Consider the following 16,188-nt stretch of genomic DNA (forward strand, 5'->3'; position numbering starts at 1 on the left):
CCGGGGGGCCGCGCACGGCCCCCCGGCACCGGCCCAACCCGGAGGGAGCGCCGTGGGCGTCAGCCTCAAGGACGTCGCGCAGCGCGCGGGAGTGTCCATCAAGACCGTCTCGAACGTCGTGAACGGCTACCAGCACGTCACACCCGCGATGCGCGCGCGGGTCCAGCAGGCGATCGACGAACTGGGCTACCGGCCCAACCTCACCGCCCGGCACCTGCGCAAGGGCCGCACCGGCATCATCGCGCTGGCGCTGCCGGAGCTCGGCAACCCGTACTTCGCCGAGCTGGCCGGCGCCGTCATCGACGCCGCCGCGCGCCACGACTACACCGTGCTGCTCGACCACACCGCGGGCGAACGGCGCAAGGAGATCCTGGTGACGCAGGGCTTCCGCACCCATGTGATCGACGGGCTGATCCTCTCGCCGATCGAGCTGGAGACGCCGGACCTGCTCGCCCGTACCGACAGCTCACCGCTGGTGCTCCTCGGGGAGCGCGAGTACGACGCCCCGTACGACCACATCGTGATCGACAACGTGGCCGCGGCGCGCAGCGCGGTACGGCACCTGGCGGGGACGGGACGGCGGCGGATCGCCTTCATCGGTGCCCGCAGCGAGATCGCCCGGCAGCCCGCGCACCTGAGACTGCGCGGCTGGCGCGAGGAACTGGCCGCCTGCGGGCTGCCGCACGGCGACGACCTGGTCGCCACCGCGTCCGGGTACGGGCGGGCCGACGGTGCCCAGGCCATGGCGGACCTGCTGGACCGCGGGGCCCGGCCGGACGCGGTGTTCGCCTACAACGACCTCCAGGCCGTCGGCGCCCTGCGGGTGCTCACCACCCGGGGGCTGCGGGTGCCGGAGGACGTGGCGCTGGTGGGCTTCGACGACATCGAGGAGGGGCGCTACGGCACGATCACCCTGACCACGATCTCCCCCGACAAGAAGGCCATCGCCCGCCAGGCCGTCGACTGCCTCGTGCAGCGGCTGACCGGGTCGCCGGACGCCCCGCCGCGCCGCGTGCGGCCCGGCTTCGACCTGGTCGTCCGCGAGTCCACCCTGGGCCGCGGTCACTGACCGGCCGGGTGCCTGGCGCTCCGCTCCCACCAGCGGTCCGCGCGGGCGCGGGCCAGTTCGGCGTCGTACTGCCGAACGTCGAAGTGGAGTTCCGGCGGGGGTTGTACGAACGGCCCCCGCCAGTCGGCCCACTCGACGAGGCCACCACTGCGGAGCAGGCGGACCGACAGGTGGCCGCAGCAGCCGCCGGTGCACTCGGGCTCGCCCAATTCGACGCGGCGTCCGGCCGCGAGGCGCGGAACGGCCGCCGGCGGGTCAGTCGAGAGCGTCCAGGGCGGCGTCGACGACGGCCGTCAGCACCTCCCGGTCGGGGTTGATGGCCCCCATGACCCGCAGGCCGTGCATCGTGACGACGAGGTAGCGCGCGAGGTCCCGCGCGTCGCGCTTGCCGGACACCTGGCCGTCCGCCTGCGCCTGTGCGACGACCTGGGCCAGCGCGTCCTCCAGCAGGACGGTCGTCGACTCCACGTGCGTGGCGACCCGCGGATCGTGGGCGACGCGCTCCATGGCCGCACCGACGATCAGGCAGGCCCGCCGGCTGCCGTCGCGCGCGATCTCGTCGACCGCGGCGACCAGCACCTCGCGGAGCAGTTCGCGACCGGGGGCGCCGGAGCGCAGGACCTCGACCAGGGGCAGCGCGTACTGCTCCCGGTAGCGGTCCATGGCCGCCAGGTACAGCCCCTCCTTGCTGCCGAAGGCCGCGTACAGCGAGCCGCGGCCGACACCGGTGGCGTCCACCAGGTCCTGGACCGACGTGCCCTCGTAGCCCTTGCCGCGGAAAGCGTTCATCGCTGCATCCACGGCCTTTTCGGTGTCGAACTCCCTCACGCGTGCCATGGGCGGAGTGTACGCCTATCCGGAACGAACAGTCCAGTTTATCCCTCCGCCCCCTTCCCCGAGGAGCACGACCATGTCCGACGACGACACCCCCGCGCCCGACCCGCGGCGCTGGGCGGCGCTGCTGTTCATCGGCATCGCCCAGCTGATGGTGTTCCTGGACGGAGCGATCATGAACATCGCGCTCCCGTCCGCACAACAGGCGGCCGTCCTCTACGACGCCGCCCGGGCCGTCACCGGGCAGCTCGCCCCGGTGACGGCCCGGGCTCCTCGCGGGAGAGGATTCCCGGTCGTCAGCCGACGCGGCGGGCCCTGACGCCGTCGGCCTCGAAGTCGTAGACGTACCGGTTGATCCGCAGGCCGTCGACCGCCCCGACCCAGTTGTAGTCACGGCCCTTGCCGACGGCGACGGAGTTGATGGTCGCTTGCTGAAGCGCGTTCCGCAGCGTCGTGAAGTTGCACGGGCTGGACTGGGTGCACAGGGGCGCGAGTTCGTTGCCCGACAGGAACCACTCGCTGGTCGCGGCGGTGGCGTTGAGGAACCCACTCCACTGGTTCACCGGCGCGACGGCGGGCGGGACCCACACCATGGTGGAGTAGGTGTCGCCCGGTAGCGAGGGCAGCCTCGGGTTGATCTCGAACCTGAGGTTCGGCAGGTTGCGTGTGCCGCCGTACCCCACGTTCTCGCCCGTCTGGAAGACGTGGAACCCCAGCGCGGTCAGGTCCCGGACCCGGCTGCCGTAGAAGTCGACCTCGTTGCCGAAGTCGACCTTCTCGCTCGGGGGAGTGAGCGAGGTGGAGTCGTCCGCCACCTCGATGCCCAGGCTGCCGTTGCCGTAGGGCGGCCTGGAGGCGGATCCCGTGACGCCGAACGAGCCGAACGGGCCGTCCCTGAGGGCGGCGACAGGAGAGCCGATGGTGTTCCGGGTGATGACACCCCAGTGGTCGGTGCCTATGGAGTCACCCGAGTGTCCGTCCGCGATGGCGGACACCGTTCCCGTGAGGGTCGAGGTGACGATCGTGGCCAGCGCAACGGCCACGAGGGTCCTTCCCCGAATCAAGCCAAGACGAGCCTTCACAGCTCATTCCTTCCGGGTAGCCGAAGGGTCCCGCCCGCTGCCCGTGCCGAGGCGTTGCGCGGCGCACGGCAGCGCGGCACGACACGACGGCGGTCGAGTCATGAACCTTCGCGTTTCAGCAGAACTTGGTGAGTGGTTGTGGATCGTGCGGGGGGATGCGTTCGAGGTCAGGGCCTCCCCTACGGCAGGAGCCGTACTCGGGGAAGTCGGCCTCGACGTCCTGGGCGAGGCGGACGCTGATGCGACGACCGAAGCCGTCGGCAGTCCCCTGGTCCCATTCGAACCCGAATTGCACAAGATGACCGTTACATGCGGTGACCTGAGCCGCATCCTGGGTGGGCCGTTCGTAGCGGAGAGTGCACACCTGATAATCCGCTAGGTGTTTGCCTAATGCCTTTAGGTATGCGCATAATCTCTTACGGATGAAGGGAGGCGCGCTGTGCCACGCGTAGGACTCACCGCGGAACGCCTGACCCTGGCGGGCGCGGAGCTCGCCGACGAGGTCGGCTTCGCCCAGGTGACCGTCTCGGCGCTCGCCGAGCGGTTCGGCGTCAAGGTCGCCAGCCTGTACTCGCACGTCAGGAACTCGCAGGACCTCAAGACCCGGATCGCCCTGCTGGCCCTGGAGGAACTCGCCGACCGCGCTGCCGAGGCGCTGGCCGGCCGTGCGGGCAAGGACGCCCTGATCGCCTTCGCGAACGTGTACCGCGCCTACGCCCGGGAGCACCCCGGCCGCTACGCGGCGGCCCAGTTGCGGCTCGACCCGGAGACGGCGGCCGCCGGCGCAGGGGTCCGGCACGCCCAGATGACGCGGGCCATCCTGCGCGGCTACGACCTCCCGGAGCCGGACCAGACGCACGCCGTCCGCCTCCTGGGCAGCGTCTTCCACGGCTACGTCAGCCTCGAACTGGCGGGCGGCTTCGACCACACGCCGGTCACGGCGGAGGCGTCGTGGACGTGGGCGCTGGACTCGCTCGACGCCCTGCTGCGCGAGCGGTCCGCGCCCTGAGGGCGCGCGCCCCGCCGCCTCTCCACCGAACGTACGGGCTTCCGGGCCCGCGAACCGCCCACGAACAGGCACCGGACCATGCACACGAACGAGAACCTGATCACCACACCCGTCACCGAGGAATTGCTGCGCGGCGCCCTCGACGTGGAGCGCACCCACCACGGGCTGCTCCCCCACCGTCTGCCCGCCGCGGCACGCCGGCAGATCCCCGACGAGCAACTGGCCACCGCGGAGGCGCAACCTTCCGGCGTGCGGCTGACCTTCCGCACCCGGGCCACCACCGTCGAACTCGACACGCTGCCCACCAAGCGCGTCTACCGGGGCTTCCCTCCCCCGGCGGACGGCGTGTACGACCTGCTGGCCGACGGCCGGCTCGCCGCGCGGGCCACCGTGGCCGGCGGCAACGTCCGGGAGATCACCGACATGGTCACCCAGGCCTCCGAACTGCACGAGGGGCCTGCCGGCACCGCCCGGTTCGGCGAACTGCCCCCGGGGGAAAAGGAGGTCGAGATCTGGCTCCCCCACAACGAGATCACCGAAGTGATCGCCCTGCGCACCGACGCTCCCGTCGAGCCGCCGGCGCCGCGGGACCGCAAAGTGTGGCTGCACCACGGCAGTTCCATCAGCCACGGCTCCAACGCCGCGTATCCGACGGAGGTCTGGCCCGCACTGGCGGCCACGGCGGGCGGCGTGGAGCTGGTCAACCTGGGCTTCGGCGGCAGCGCGCTGCTGGACCCGTTCACCGCCCGCGCGATGCGCGACACCCCGGCCGACCTCATCAGCCTCAAGATCGGCATCAACATCGTCAACACCGATGCGATGCGCCTGCGCGCCTTCACCCCGGCGGTCCACGGCTTCCTCGACATCGTGCGCGAGGGGCATCCGACGGCGCCCCTGCTGGTGGTCTCCCCCGTCCTCTGCCCGGTCCAGGAGGACACCCCGGGCCCGCTGGTACCGGACTTCGACGGCGGCACCCTGCGGTTCAGGGCCACGGGCGACCCGGCGGAACGCGCCGCGGGCCGGCTGACCCTCAACGTCATCCGCGACGAGCTGGCCCGGATCGTCGCCCGGCGGGCGGCCGACGACCCGAACCTGCACTACCTCGACGGCCGAGAACTCTACGGTGCGGCCGACTACGCGGAACTGCCGCTGCCGGACGAGGTCCACCCCGACCCCGCGGGTCACCGGCGCATCGGCGAGAACTTCGCCCGGCTGGTGTTCGCCGGCACCGGTCCCTTCGCCACCGCGACCCGCTGACCGGCGCGCCGCGTGGCGGCGAGGCACCAGGGGTCATCGACGTACCGCATCACGGCATGCGATTCATCGATTTGCCTCACCTGATGCCCGGATCCACCATGGCAGCGCTACCTCAGGTCCGCCCCGCGAGAGTCCGGCAGGCTGTACGGCACGTCGCGCGGAACACGGCGAACACCGGAAAGGTGGAGAAGTGAGCATGGACGCCGTGTGGGTCCGTGGCGTGAACGGCCTTCAGATGCACCACGTCACCGACCTCCAGGACGCCGGCAGGTTCCTGGGCAACGCAGCCATGGCCCTGCGGGCCGCCCACGTTCGGACCGGCGCCGAGCGCTTCGAGGGCCTGGCCGCCGAGCTCAAGGCCCTGGTGACCCGGGTACGGAAGCTGGAGGACGAGGCCCGCTCCGCGATGCACGAACTGCACGCGACCGACCCGGAGCGCTTCGCCCGCTGCCGCGAGGGCCACGAGCCCTGGCCCGGCGAGATCCAGGCCGGGTTCATCCCCCGCCATACCTGCCGCGACGAGTGCCTCCACCACGACCGCGGTGTACTCGCGGCGATCACCCAGTGCACCTGCGGCCGGCCTCCCTGCCAGGCCTGCCGGATCGGCGGACCGCTCCCCGGCGACTGATCCCCCTCTCGGCGGCCGCCGCACGGCGACGGCGCGAAGCCGAAGGAAGGACTCCCCATGCACAAGCCTTCGGAGCCGATCCGACTCGACCCGACCGGCCACCGGCTCCACGAAGACACCGCACACCTGCTGGCGGCGGGCCCCGCCACCCTCGTCGAACTGCCCGGAGGCATCACCGCCTGGTCGGTCACCCGATACGACGTGCTGCGGCGGCTCGCCGCCGACCACCGGGTGTCCCGCGACGCTCGGCAGCACTGGCCCGGCCTCGGCGAAGTGCCCTCGGACTGGCCGCTGTCGCCCTTCCTCGCCTCACCGACGGTGCTCAACGCCTACGGCTCCGACCACCACCGCCTGCGCGCCGTCATGGAGCGCGCGTTCGCCCCCGGGCGGACGGCCGTCCTGGGGGCGAACCTGCGGCACAGGACGGAGGGCTACCTGGACGCGCTCGGTACGCCCGGCTCCGGGCGTGTCGTCGACATCCGCGCCCGGTACGCCCGTGTCGTCGCGAGCGAGACGCTGTGCGACCTGTTCGGCGTACCGGAGGACCGCTGGGAGCAGGCCGTGCGGGCGATGCGCGCCCTGCTGGAGCCGCCCTCCGATCCCGGCGCCGCGGCTGCCGCCACGGAGGCGTCCATGGCCTTCTGGGCCGCGCTCCTCGCGGAGAAGGCGGGCGCGCCCGGCGACGACATGGCGACGACCCTGCTCCGGGCCCCGGACATGACCGACGAGGAACGGCTCCTCGCCCTGGTCGTCACCGTCGCCGGGGGCGTCCCCTCGGCCACCGACCTGATCACCAACGCCGTCATCGGCCTGCTGCGCCACCCGGAGCAGCTGGAGGACGTCCTCGCCGGCGCCGTGCCGTGGCCGGCGGTCGTCGAGGAGACCCTGCGCGCGGACTCCCCGGTCCAGCACATGCCGCTGCGGTACGCCGTGGAGGACATCGACCTCGGCGAGGGCGTGGTGATCCGCCGCGGCGAGGCGATCGTCCTGGGTTTCGGCGCGGGCGGCCGTGACCCGCGCAGGCACCCGGACGGCGCGGACGCCTACGACGTCCACCGGCGCGACAAGGACCACGTCGCCTTCGGCCACGGCGTGCACCGCTGCATCGGTGAACCGCTCGGACGGCTGGAGGCGGCTGCCGCCCTCCCCGCCCTGTTCGAGCGCTTCCCCGGCCTGCGGCCGGCGGCGCCGCTGGAGGAGCTGGAACCGCTGCCGACCTTCGTCTTCAACGGGAGGACAGAGCTGCCGGTCCGCCTCTAGGGCAGGGGGTGTCGTCGAAGTGGCTCCCCCGGCCACCGCCGGGAGCCGGAGAGTGGGTCCCATGTCACGCAGGACTTCCGTGGCGATCGTCGAAGCGTTCTGGCAGGAGGTCTGGAACGCCCACGACCCCGACAGGATCGACGACTTCGTCACCGAGGACTTCGTCCTCACCGACCCCGGCGGAGCCGTCGAGGGCCGGGAGGGTTTCAAGGCGTGGGTCGCCGCCTTCCTGGGCCAGGTCCGGGACCTGCGGCTGGAGGTCGTCGAGTCCTTCCAGAACGAGGACGGGAGCCGCGTGGCGTCGCGGTGGGTCGTGCACGGGAGGAACAACGGTCTGCTGGGCACCGAGCCCGACGGGCGGCCGGTCCGCTTCTCCGGTACGGCCGTCTGGGCGGTGCGCGAGGACGGCAGGCTGCGCCACGCCTGGGTGGAACGCGCCGCCTGGGAGCTCTACCGGCAACTGACGGGCACCGCAGGACGCTGAGCCGATCACCCGGCGCGCGGGCGCCCCGCCCACCGCGGCGAGGGGTCCCAGCGCAGGCGGACGCCGGTGAGGCGAGCGATGGCCCGCAGGTGCGGGCCGGTGTTGCCGACGTACCAGATCCGCCGGTCCGCGTGCGCCCACGCGTAGGCCGGGACGCCGTCGTCCAGCAGGGCGGTCAGCCGCGGCTCCTCCAGCGAGACGGCGGAGAACGCGTACAGGCCGGGCAGCCGCGGGGCGATCACCCCGTAGTCCAGCATGCGGGCGCGGTGACCGGGTACCCGGGCGGGAAGGACCGGCCGAGGTCGAGGTACATCTGGACGGCCCGGTGCCGGGGGTCGGCCATGAGCGGGCCGAACAGGGCCAGCGGACCGAGCGTGAGCCGGGGGCGCGCGAGCATCGCGTGCGTGAACAGCACGCGCAGCAGCGCGACGTTCATCATGAACCGCTCCACCTGCAGTTCGGCGTCGGCCAGTTCCTCGTGCCGCAGGTAGCCGGCGACGACGCTGGCGTTGTGCGCGCGGTACCAGCGGCCGGGTTCGGGCGTGCGGATGAAGTCCAGCCAGAACTCGACGCTGCGGGCGCCTGGCGTGCCCGCGGCTCCCGCGGACAGCAACCGGGCCTCGGCCTTGTCGCGCAGCAGCCCTTCGTTGACGGCCCGCCACCAGGGGCTGCCCGGTGGGTCGGCGGTCTCCGGTGCCAGTACACCGCGGGCGAGCGACTAGCGCATGAAGCTGAGTTCGGCGTGGCCGTAGTGGCGGCGGGGCCCGCCGGCGAGGCGGTAGAACTCCCGCGCCAGCGTGTAGCGCGCGGCGGGGTCGTCGCGTACACGCGCGACCTGCTCCTCGGCGCGTGACGCGGCGTCAGCCATGGCCGCCCGTCCGGATCAGGACCGAACGGCGACCACGCCTGTCCGGTGCGGCCGTTCCGGCCGGGCGGTCTCGGCCGGGGCCCGGCAAAGTACCCTCCGCGGTGGAAGGGGTTGTCGTGGGAGCACCCATGCCCGCCATCCCGTACGGCCGCGTTCCCGGCACGCGGACGCCTGATCGGATGCGGCAGGCCGGGCTGTCTCCGCGATACCCGCGGCGGGTGCGCCCGGCCCCGGCCGGAGCGAGGTCAGCTGCCGGACCCGGACCCGCGGCCCGGTGCGGAGGCCGCGGCCGGCACGGCGTGCCGGCCGGTGCCGGCGGCAGACTCACCCGCGGACGCGGACGCGGCCGGGGCCGGCAGCACGACCGCGGGCCTGCGGACGACGGCTCCCGAGACGGCCGCGAGCAGCGCGAGCAGGACCACCGCGGCGCCGTACACCGTCGCCGTGTCGTGCAAGCCGAAGGACGGAACGGCGAGCCCGGCCAGCACGGCGGGGACGCTCAGGGCCAGGTAGCTCACGACGTAGACCGACGCGAACAGCTCCGCCCGCTCCGTGGGCCGGGCCAGTGCCGCCAGGGAGCGGAAGGCGCCCAGGAAGGCGGCGCCGAAGCCGAAGCCCGCGAGCCCGGTCCCGACGAAGAAGAGCGCCGTGGAGGGTCCGGCGAGGGCGAGCAGCGTGAGCCCGGTCCCCGCGGCGAGCACCGCCGAGCCGCCGGTCATCATCCGCTGCGGCGTCACGTCGCGGACCACCAGGGAGGCGACCGCCGCCACACCGAAGAGGGTGGTCACGACCAGGCCGCCGACCAGGTGGCTGCCGAGGTGCAGCACCCCGGCGGTGAGGGAGGGACCGAGCGCGAGGTAGAGCCCGCCCATCGCCCAGGTGGCGACGAGGCAGGGCGTCGCCGCCAGGAAGGTGCGGCGGGCCTGCGCCGGCACGGCCGCACGGGGCCGCAGCGAGGCCCAGGCCCCCGGGCGCGGCGAGACGGGATCGGGCAGGAACAGCACCAGCGCCGCCAGCACCACGAAAACGGCGGTCAGCACGGCGAAGACCAGGCGGGTGGGGGCCGGGGCGTACTGCACCAGCAGGCCCGCGCCCAGCGCCCCGGCGGCCAGTCCGGTGGCCGGCGCCGCGGTGTTCAGCAGGGAGCCGAGGGGCGAGGTGGGCGACGGCTGCAGGTCGATCAGCCCCGCGCTGATGGCCCCGGCGGCCGCGCCCGTCGCCACACCCTGCAGGATGCGCGCGAGGAACAGCGCCCCGACGCCGTCCGCGGCGAGGAAGACGACCATGGCCGCGGCCTCGACGACGAGCGCCGCGAGCAGCACCGGCCGCCGGCCGACGTGGTCGGACAGCCCTCCGACGGTGAGCAGCGCCACCAGCAGCGCGAGCACGTAGACCGCGAAGACCGTGGTGAGCACGATCGGCGAGAAACCCCATTGGTGCTGGTAGACGACATAGAGCGGGGAGGGCGCGCTGGAGGCGGCCAGGAAGGCGAGCAGGGTGGCGGCGAGCAACCAGAAGCCGACCGGACGCGGCATCCGCCTCACGGGGCGCTGGGTGTGCATATCGGTTCTCCGAACGGTTCCAAAAATATCGAACCGTTCGAGGGTAAACACACATCCGCCGATAGTTCAACTATTATCGAACCATGACTGGAGCCCCCCGGGAGCTGCCGCACCCCGACACCGCGGACCTGGTGCTGACCGACGTGCTCTTCGCGCTGAGCGACCCCTCGCGGCTGGACCTGGTGCGCCGCCTGGCCGACCGTCCCCTGGAGGGATCGGCCTGCCAGCCCGTCAACGGGGAGATCCCCAAGTCCACGCTCTCCCACCACCTCAAGACGCTCCGCGAGGCCGGGGTCATCCGCAACGACCCGCACGGCCGGCAGCGCCTGGTCAGCCTGCGCCGCCAGGACCTGGAGAGCCGCTTCCCCGGGTTGATCACCGCCGTCGTCGACGAGCCGGGCGCGGCGCCGCCCGGACCGATCGACCTCTGACCCGGCGGCTCAGCCGCCCACCGGAGCCGTGCGCGAGGCGGCCCGCGCGTCCTGGTAGAAGATGTCGATGTCGACCTCCTCGCCGCCGACGGTGACGGTGTCCCACGGACCGCTGTCCCGCAGGGTGCGCAGCGTCTCGCTCCCGAGGGTCTCCAGGTGCTGCCGCAGGACGGCGTCGTCGGGCATCCCGGCGATGCGCGGGGCCAGCCGTTCCCGGATCGCGCGGAGCTGTTCCATGAGGGCGTCGAGGTCGGCCGCACGGTCCGGCTTGCCCGCGGCGGACTCCTCGATGCTCCGCGCGATCTTGTCCTTGATCGCCTGGCCCACCCCGTTCTCGTCGGTGGTGATCATCGCGTTCCAGGCACGGCTCTTGTGCCGGTACTGAAGCATCGACATCGCCGCCTCGTGCCGTACGAAGTCCGCGTCGCGCAACGCCCTGCCGCGCCAGGTGCCACTCAGTGTCCGGGCGAGCGAGATCGCCGAGGCCAGGCCGCTGTTCAGACCGCGCCCGGGCCAGAAGTGGATGGCGTTGGCGGCGTCCCCGAGCAGGAATCCGTACGTCCCCGGGCCGGCAGCGGTCGCCGGGTGCAGGCGCGCCGTGAAGCGCGGGCGCTGCACCATGTCCAGTCGGAAGGCGGTGATCGCGCTCAGGTCCTGCTCGTCGACGTCGAAGAGCGCCAGGCCCTCCTTGATGCGCTGCCACAGCGCCGAGCCCTTGATGAGGGCGGGCAGGAAGAACGTGCTGTGGGTGGAGCAGTGGAAGTCCCCGTGGCCGTCGCGGCTCATCACGCAGGGGCGGGAGGCGATGCACTGCTCGAAGACCTGCCGCACGGGGTCGATCCCGACGACCTCCCGCGCCTCGGCGTCGGTCAGCCGCATGTTCAGGAAGCCCTCGCCGCGCAGGGAGTTGAGGAGGAAGCGGTTCTGCGCGACGGTCAGCAGGACGGTCATGGGATCGGAGAGCCTCGACTTGACGCGCAGGCCCAGCACCACGTCCTGGAGGTGTTCCCCGTCCAGGGAGTAGATGGACGTGTCGGGAGTCCCGAACCTGGCGGCGAAGTGCTCGCGCGTACGCGACCGGCCGCCCTCGCAGATCGCGAGGACGTGGTCCCGGGCCACCGTCTCCTGCTGCTCGGCCACGTCGAACCGGGCGGGCACCAGGCGGATGCGGTCGCGCTTGGCGTTCGCCAGGTCCAGCAGTGTGTCCTCGACGTAGGCGATGCGTATGTTGCGCGGGTTGAAGCCGCGGATCGAGTCCGGGCCCGCGGGCCACATCTCGGTGTACGTGCCCTCCGTGAACAGCCGGGCCTGCACCTCCTCGGGCAGGTTCAGATACTGCCGGCTCTGCACCGTCACGACCTGCTGCCGCCGGACGTTGCCCTGCCCCTCGTCCTTCCAGACGACGCGGTCCCCGTCCTGCGCCCAGCGGCTGTCGTGGACGGTGAGCGAGACCCGCCGGCCCATCAGGTTCTCCAGCAGCAGGGCGAACGCCAGGCCCACCGGACCGCCGCCCGCCACCGTCACCTTCAGCACCGGTCCGGGCTCCTCCGGCTCCGCCGGCGGCATCAGCGCCTCCAGCAGGGAGAGGTCGAGAATGGTCTCCATCGCGTCGGCGGCCTCGAAACCGAAGGTCTCGTCGCCGATGGCGATCTCGTCCCCGGGCTGCAGCACGTGCGACGTCACGGGCTCCCCGTTGACCCGCGTCCCGTTGCTGCTCCCCCGGTCGTAGAGCACAAAGCCGTGACCCTCGCGCCGCACCTCCGCGTGCACACGGGAGACGCTGACGCTGGCGATCACCACCGTGTTCCCGGCCTTGCGCCCGAACGTGACGGGCTTGTCGCCGATCCCGAACCTCTCCCCTGCCAACGCGCCTCGACGCCCGACTATCTCAGGAGGCATTGGTCCCTCATCTCGTGTCAACGAACCCCGGGGAACGCACGCACAGTCCCTGGCTGCCCAACCCGCCCACCGTGGGAAACACCCCCGGCGCAACACGGCGCGGAACCACCCCCCGCACGGCCGCCGGCTACGTCCGCGGGGACCCGGCCGCCTCCGTCATCCGGCGGATTGACGGGCCGCGCGAACCCGCCGCCGGGACAGGTGCAGTCTGCGCCCCTCACGTTCGACCTCGATGACGACGACGGTGATCCCGTCGCCGGTCCTGACGACGTCCTGCGGTGCGTCCACGGGTGTGTCGGCGAGTTCGCCGAGGTGCACCAGCCCCTCGACCCCGTCGGCGACCTCCACGAAGGCACCGAAGGGGACGAGCTTGGTGACCCGTCCGCGAAGCGTCCGGCCCACCGCCGTCCGATCGGCGAACTCCGCGAAGGGGTCCGGCAGGGTCGCCCTCAGCGACAGCCTGGCCTCGCCGTTCGTCGTGTCGAACTGGAGAAACTCGCAGGTCACTTGCTCCCCGACCCGGACGACCTCCGAAGCGTCCTCGAAATGCCGCCAGGAGAGCTCGGGAATGGTGATGAAGCCCACGCCGGGGAAGACCGGGTGGCCAGGGCCGTCGTCCAGCGCCACGAACACCCCGAACCGCTCGATCGACGCGATCGTCCCGGTCATCCGCTCGCCCGGGCGCAACGAGCCCAGGAACGACCAGAGTTCCGGGTTCTCGGTGGCGGTCGTCGACAGCCGGACCTGCGCCGCGTCCACGTCGACGGACAGCACCCGGGCGGTGATCCGCTGCCCGGGTTCGATCTCCTGACGCCGGGTCCAGGACAGGTCCTGCGATCCCACCGTCCCCAGCGGACGCGCGGGGAAGCCGTCCAGGGTCACCGTCACCCCGTGGTGGGTGGCCTCCGCCACCGTCCCGTCGCAGACGTCGCCCACCTGGATCCCGGTCAGGAACTCCCTGCACGCCTGGTCCTCGGACGATTCGCTCATGCGGGACAGTCTCATCCCGTGGACGGGCAGTTGGCGAGCCAGTCCGCGCGTTCGGCGCGGAGCGGCCGTCAGTTGCCGCCGCCATTTCCGTTCCCAGCCGTCTCCCGGACGCCCGTGCCGACCGCGACCGCGTTCGCGGCGACGATCACGAACGTGGCCGTCCACGCCGCCGCGTCGAGGTGCTGGTCGAGGACGACCAGGCCGACGAGCGCGGCGAAGACCGGGTTCACGCTCATGAAGACGCCGAAGAAGTGCGGCGGGACCCGGCGGAGCGTCAGCAGGTCGGACAGGAACGGTACGGCGGAGGAGAGGATCCCTGCGGTGACGGCGCAGGCCAGGGCGGCGACCGTGGGGGGATGCCACCACAGGGCCAGCGCGCCGGCGGGCACGTACGCCGCGCCGGAGACGGCAGCGGCTGCGGCCGGGCCCTGGAGGCCGGGCAGCCGGCTGCCGACGACGCGGTTGAGTGCGATGTAGCAGGCCCAGCACGCCGCGGCGAGCAGCGCGAGGCCGATGCCCGGGTAGTCGGTGGAGGGCTCGGGACGGGTCAGGACGACCACGGCGGCCGCGACGGCGAGGGCGCAGAGCACATCGGATCGGCGGCGCGAGCCGATCAGGGCCACGGCCAGCGGCCCGAGGAACTCCAGGGTGACGGCGAGGCCCAGGCCGATGCGGTCGACGGCGGTGTACAGGGAGAGGTTCATCGCCGCGAACACCACCGCCAGGGCCAGGACCGGGCGCCACTGCGCGGCGGTGAAGGACCGCATCCGGGGCCGGCCCGCCCCGCACAGCACCGCCGCGGCCACCCACTGGCGGACCGCCACCACGCCCAGCGGCCCGATCACGGGGAACGCCAGCGCGGCGACGGACGCGCCGACCTGGTTGGACAGGCCGCTGCCCAGCATCAGCGCGACCCCGCCGAGGCGTCCCGCGTGCCGGACCGGGACGGCCGGCGCGACGTCTCCGGAGGTCTGCATCGTCATGCGGGCCACTGTCCCGCCGCGCAGGGCCATACGTGAAATGCATGCGCCGCACGATCGATACGCTGGACGCATGGACGAGCACCGCGAAGGGGCCTCCGGGCTCGAGCTCCGGCACCTGCGCTGCCTGGTCGCCATCGTCGACGCGGGAAGCTTCACCGACGCCGCCCTCGACCTCGGCGTCTCCCAGGCGGCGGTCTCCCGCAACCTGCTGGCCCTGGAGCGCGTCATCGGCGTGCGGTTGCTGCACCGCACCAGCCGTACGGTCGCCCCCACCACCGCGGGCGTGCAGGTCCTCGCCCGCGCCCGGGTCCTGCTGGCCGGCGTCGACGAACTCGTCGGGGAGGCCGCCACCGGTCACACGCGCCTGCGCGTCGGCCACGCCTGGTCCGCCTTCGGCCGCCGCACCACCGAGTTCCAGCGCCTCTGGCGCGACCGCCAACCCGGCGTCGAGCTCCGGCTCATCCGGCACAACACCCCCACCGCCGGGCTCGCCGAGGGCCTCTGCGACCTCGCGGTCGTCCGCGCCCCCGTCGACCTGGACCGCTGGTCCCACGCCCTCGTCGGCCACGAACCCCGCTGCGTCGCCCTCGCCGCGGACGACCCATGGGCGCGGCGCCGCGGAATCCGCCTCGCCGAGATCGCCGCCCGCACGCTGGTCGTCGACCGGCGCACCGGCACGACCAGCCCCGACCTGTGGCCGCAGAACTGCCGGCCCGCCGTCGAGTACACCCACGACATCGACGACTGGCTCGCCGCGATCGCCACCGGCAGCCGCGTCGGCGTCACGCCGCAGTCCACCTCCGCCCAGTACCGCCGCGACGGCATCGTGTACCGCCCGCTGCGCGACGCCGCCCCCGTACCCGTGCACCTCGTCTGGCGCCGCCACGACCCGCACCCGGCCACGCACGCGGCCGTCGCGCTGGCGATGGAGCTCTACCGCGGTGACGGATGATCCGGGACGGGGTCCGGCCACGGCGGCCATGACCTCTGGCCAGGGGTCCCGTCGCGTCATCCGTTCGGAGCAACGAGGGCTGCGGGGCCGCCGCCCTCGTCGCGACCTCGCGAAGGCGGCGTGACCAGGAGCGCCAAGGGCGGCGGCGGTTCACTCGATTTGCGTTCGACGCGGCCGGGAGGACGATAACGGACGGAGCCCGTTTCATCCGGTCCGGTCGGCGGGCCAGCTTCCACCGACCGTTGTTCGCGCCCGCCCCCGACGGCGCGACGGCCGCACGGAAGGGAGCAGCCGTGTTGATATCCGCCGTGCTCGTGCCGCTCATCATGCTCGCCGCCGTCCTGGCGCCCAACTGGTACCAGGCGTGGAAGACGTACTGCGAATCGGTCAGGCTGCCGATGCCCGCTCCGGAGGGTGACGAGGCGGTCGGCGACCGCCGGGGCCGGTGGCCGGCGGAGCTCGCGCGGCTGCGGAACCGCCGTCCGCAGGACTGATGCCCTCTACGGCCGCCGGCCCCGCCGCCTCACCCTGGGGAATCGCCGCCTACCGGCGCATGGCGACGTCCGTCCCCCTCCCCGACACGGGCGATCTGCGCGAGGACGTCCGGGAGTTGCTGCGCGGGGCGGATCGCCACCGGAGTTCGCCGCTGGGCGCGATCCTGCGCGAACTGCTCGCGGCCGCCGGCGGCGGCGGCGGAATTCCCGGGGCAGTCGCAGGACCAGTGCGGCGACGCCGTCGCCGCCCCGTGGCGGTCGTCCTGCTGCGCGACGGGTTCGTCGTGCGCGGGGTGCCCTCGGCGCCGGACGACGTCCTCGTCGAGATCGTCGACGAGGCGTACCTGCGCCTCGTTCGCCGGCACGGTCCCGCCCCGGGCCGGTGA

The 16,188-nt window shown here is 72.9% G+C and carries 22 protein-coding genes; 11 read left to right on the plus strand and 11 right to left on the minus strand.

Annotated elements, in window-relative coordinates; all coding sequences use genetic code 11:
* The first annotated feature begins 52 nt into the window (after window positions 1–52).
* Window positions 53–1,069 carry a LacI family DNA-binding transcriptional regulator gene (locus tag OIE69_RS04325; protein ID WP_326570587.1) on the plus strand — a complete coding sequence of 339 codons (1,017 nt, stop codon included), beginning with the start codon at window positions 53–55 and terminating at the stop codon, window positions 1,067–1,069.
* Here OIE69_RS04325 and OIE69_RS04330 read toward each other — a convergent pair.
* Both OIE69_RS04330 and OIE69_RS04335 read right to left on the minus strand, forming a co-directional pair.
* A complete protein-coding gene (locus OIE69_RS04330) occupies window positions 1,063–1,278 on the minus strand; it encodes a hypothetical protein (protein WP_326570588.1) in 216 nt (71 codons plus the stop codon). The genes OIE69_RS04325 and OIE69_RS04330 overlap by 7 nt on opposite strands.
* 46 nt (window positions 1,279–1,324) lie before the next feature.
* A complete protein-coding gene (locus tag OIE69_RS04335) occupies window positions 1,325–1,906 on the minus strand; it encodes a TetR/AcrR family transcriptional regulator (RefSeq protein ID WP_326570589.1) in 582 nt (193 codons plus the stop codon).
* Window positions 1,907–1,979: 73 nt separating this feature from the next.
* Between OIE69_RS04335 and OIE69_RS04340 the strand changes: the two genes are divergently transcribed.
* Complete coding sequence (locus tag OIE69_RS04340) at window positions 1,980–2,222, plus strand: hypothetical protein (RefSeq protein ID WP_326581581.1); 243 nt, start codon at window positions 1,980–1,982, stop codon at window positions 2,220–2,222.
* Here the strand turns inward: OIE69_RS04340 and OIE69_RS04345 are convergent.
* Both OIE69_RS04345 and OIE69_RS04350 read right to left on the minus strand, forming a co-directional pair.
* Window positions 2,200–2,946, minus strand: a complete 747-nt coding sequence (locus OIE69_RS04345; protein WP_326570590.1) for a hypothetical protein — start codon at window positions 2,944–2,946, stop codon at window positions 2,200–2,202. The genes OIE69_RS04340 and OIE69_RS04345 overlap by 23 nt on opposite strands.
* A gap of 154 nt (window positions 2,947–3,100) precedes the next feature.
* Complete coding sequence (locus OIE69_RS04350) at window positions 3,101–3,280, minus strand: hypothetical protein (RefSeq protein WP_326570591.1); 180 nt, start codon at window positions 3,278–3,280, stop codon at window positions 3,101–3,103.
* A 144-nt stretch (window positions 3,281–3,424) separates the two neighbouring features.
* On the opposite strand from OIE69_RS04350, the gene OIE69_RS04355 reads away from it, so the two are divergent.
* The 5 genes from OIE69_RS04355 (at window position 3,425) to OIE69_RS04375 (ending at window position 7,623) form a co-directional block, all read left to right on the plus strand.
* Entirely contained in the window at window positions 3,425–3,994 is a 570-nt protein-coding gene (locus OIE69_RS04355; RefSeq protein ID WP_326570592.1) for a TetR/AcrR family transcriptional regulator, read from the plus strand.
* A 78-nt stretch (window positions 3,995–4,072) separates the two neighbouring features.
* Window positions 4,073–5,251, plus strand: a complete 1,179-nt coding sequence (locus tag OIE69_RS04360) for a GDSL-type esterase/lipase family protein (RefSeq protein ID WP_326570593.1) — start codon at window positions 4,073–4,075, stop codon at window positions 5,249–5,251.
* 196 nt (window positions 5,252–5,447) lie between these two features.
* The gene (locus tag OIE69_RS04365) at window positions 5,448–5,879 is read left to right on the plus strand and encodes a hypothetical protein (RefSeq protein WP_326580971.1); all 432 of its coding nucleotides are present in this window, start codon (window positions 5,448–5,450) and stop codon (window positions 5,877–5,879) included.
* A 57-nt stretch (window positions 5,880–5,936) separates the two neighbouring features.
* Complete coding sequence (locus OIE69_RS04370) at window positions 5,937–7,139, plus strand: cytochrome P450 (RefSeq protein ID WP_326570594.1); 1,203 nt, start codon at window positions 5,937–5,939, stop codon at window positions 7,137–7,139.
* Window positions 7,140–7,200: 61 nt separating this feature from the next.
* A complete protein-coding gene (locus OIE69_RS04375) occupies window positions 7,201–7,623 on the plus strand; it encodes an ester cyclase (RefSeq protein ID WP_326570595.1) in 423 nt (140 codons plus the stop codon).
* A gap of 5 nt (window positions 7,624–7,628) precedes the next feature.
* On the opposite strand, the gene OIE69_RS04380 is transcribed toward OIE69_RS04375, so the two are convergent.
* From OIE69_RS04380 to OIE69_RS04395, 4 genes are all read right to left on the minus strand, one after another.
* Window positions 7,629–7,880 (minus strand): hypothetical protein, encoded by a 252-nt coding sequence (locus tag OIE69_RS04380; RefSeq protein WP_326570596.1) that lies wholly within the window; start codon window positions 7,878–7,880, stop codon window positions 7,629–7,631.
* Complete coding sequence (locus OIE69_RS04385; protein WP_326570597.1) at window positions 7,862–8,236, minus strand: hypothetical protein; 375 nt, start codon at window positions 8,234–8,236, stop codon at window positions 7,862–7,864. Before OIE69_RS04385 ends, OIE69_RS04380 begins: the two co-directional genes overlap by 19 nt.
* 105 nt (window positions 8,237–8,341) lie before the next feature.
* Window positions 8,342–8,491: a hypothetical protein gene (locus OIE69_RS04390; RefSeq protein WP_326570598.1), complete on the minus strand. Its 150-nt coding sequence runs from the start codon at window positions 8,489–8,491 to the stop codon at window positions 8,342–8,344.
* 245 nt (window positions 8,492–8,736) lie between these two features.
* The gene (locus OIE69_RS04395) at window positions 8,737–10,026 is read right to left on the minus strand and encodes an MFS transporter (RefSeq protein WP_326570599.1); all 1,290 of its coding nucleotides are present in this window, start codon (window positions 10,024–10,026) and stop codon (window positions 8,737–8,739) included.
* A gap of 110 nt (window positions 10,027–10,136) precedes the next feature.
* Here OIE69_RS04395 and OIE69_RS04400 point away from each other — a divergent pair, with 110 nt between their 5' ends.
* Window positions 10,137–10,484, plus strand: a complete 348-nt coding sequence (locus OIE69_RS04400) for an ArsR/SmtB family transcription factor (RefSeq protein ID WP_018560147.1) — start codon at window positions 10,137–10,139, stop codon at window positions 10,482–10,484.
* A gap of 9 nt (window positions 10,485–10,493) precedes the next feature.
* Here OIE69_RS04400 and OIE69_RS04405 read toward each other — a convergent pair whose 3' ends face one another.
* The 3 genes from OIE69_RS04405 to OIE69_RS04415 all read right to left on the minus strand — a co-directional run bounded on the left by OIE69_RS04405 (window position 10,494) and on the right by OIE69_RS04415 (window position 14,278).
* Window positions 10,494–12,350 (minus strand): FHA domain-containing protein, encoded by a 1,857-nt coding sequence (locus OIE69_RS04405; protein ID WP_326570600.1) that lies wholly within the window; start codon window positions 12,348–12,350, stop codon window positions 10,494–10,496.
* A gap of 189 nt (window positions 12,351–12,539) precedes the next feature.
* Window positions 12,540–13,373, minus strand: coding sequence for a S1 RNA-binding domain-containing protein (locus OIE69_RS04410; protein ID WP_326570601.1), 834 nt, complete (start codon window positions 13,371–13,373; stop codon window positions 12,540–12,542).
* 68 nt (window positions 13,374–13,441) lie between these two features.
* Entirely contained in the window at window positions 13,442–14,278 is an 837-nt protein-coding gene (locus tag OIE69_RS04415; RefSeq protein ID WP_326580973.1) for an EamA family transporter, read from the minus strand.
* Between the two features lie 148 nt (window positions 14,279–14,426).
* On the opposite strand from OIE69_RS04415, the gene OIE69_RS04420 reads away from it, so the two are divergent.
* The 3 genes from OIE69_RS04420 to OIE69_RS04430 all read left to right on the plus strand — a co-directional run bounded on the left by OIE69_RS04420 (window position 14,427) and on the right by OIE69_RS04430 (window position 16,188).
* Window positions 14,427–15,308 carry a LysR family transcriptional regulator gene (locus OIE69_RS04420; RefSeq protein WP_326570602.1) on the plus strand — a complete coding sequence of 294 codons (882 nt, stop codon included), beginning with the start codon at window positions 14,427–14,429 and terminating at the stop codon, window positions 15,306–15,308.
* 293 nt (window positions 15,309–15,601) lie between these two features.
* Window positions 15,602–15,802: a hypothetical protein gene (locus OIE69_RS04425; RefSeq protein ID WP_326570603.1), complete on the plus strand. Its 201-nt coding sequence runs from the start codon at window positions 15,602–15,604 to the stop codon at window positions 15,800–15,802.
* Window positions 15,802–16,188 carry a TetR/AcrR family transcriptional regulator C-terminal ligand-binding domain-containing protein gene (locus OIE69_RS04430; RefSeq protein ID WP_326570604.1) on the plus strand — a complete coding sequence of 129 codons (387 nt, stop codon included), beginning with the start codon at window positions 15,802–15,804 and terminating at the stop codon, window positions 16,186–16,188. The genes OIE69_RS04425 and OIE69_RS04430 overlap by 1 nt, the downstream gene beginning before the upstream one ends.

Origin of the sequence: Actinacidiphila glaucinigra (assembly GCF_035918135.1) — a bacterium.
GTDB classification, from domain to species: Bacteria; Actinomycetota; Actinomycetes; order Streptomycetales; family Streptomycetaceae; genus Actinacidiphila; species Actinacidiphila glaucinigra.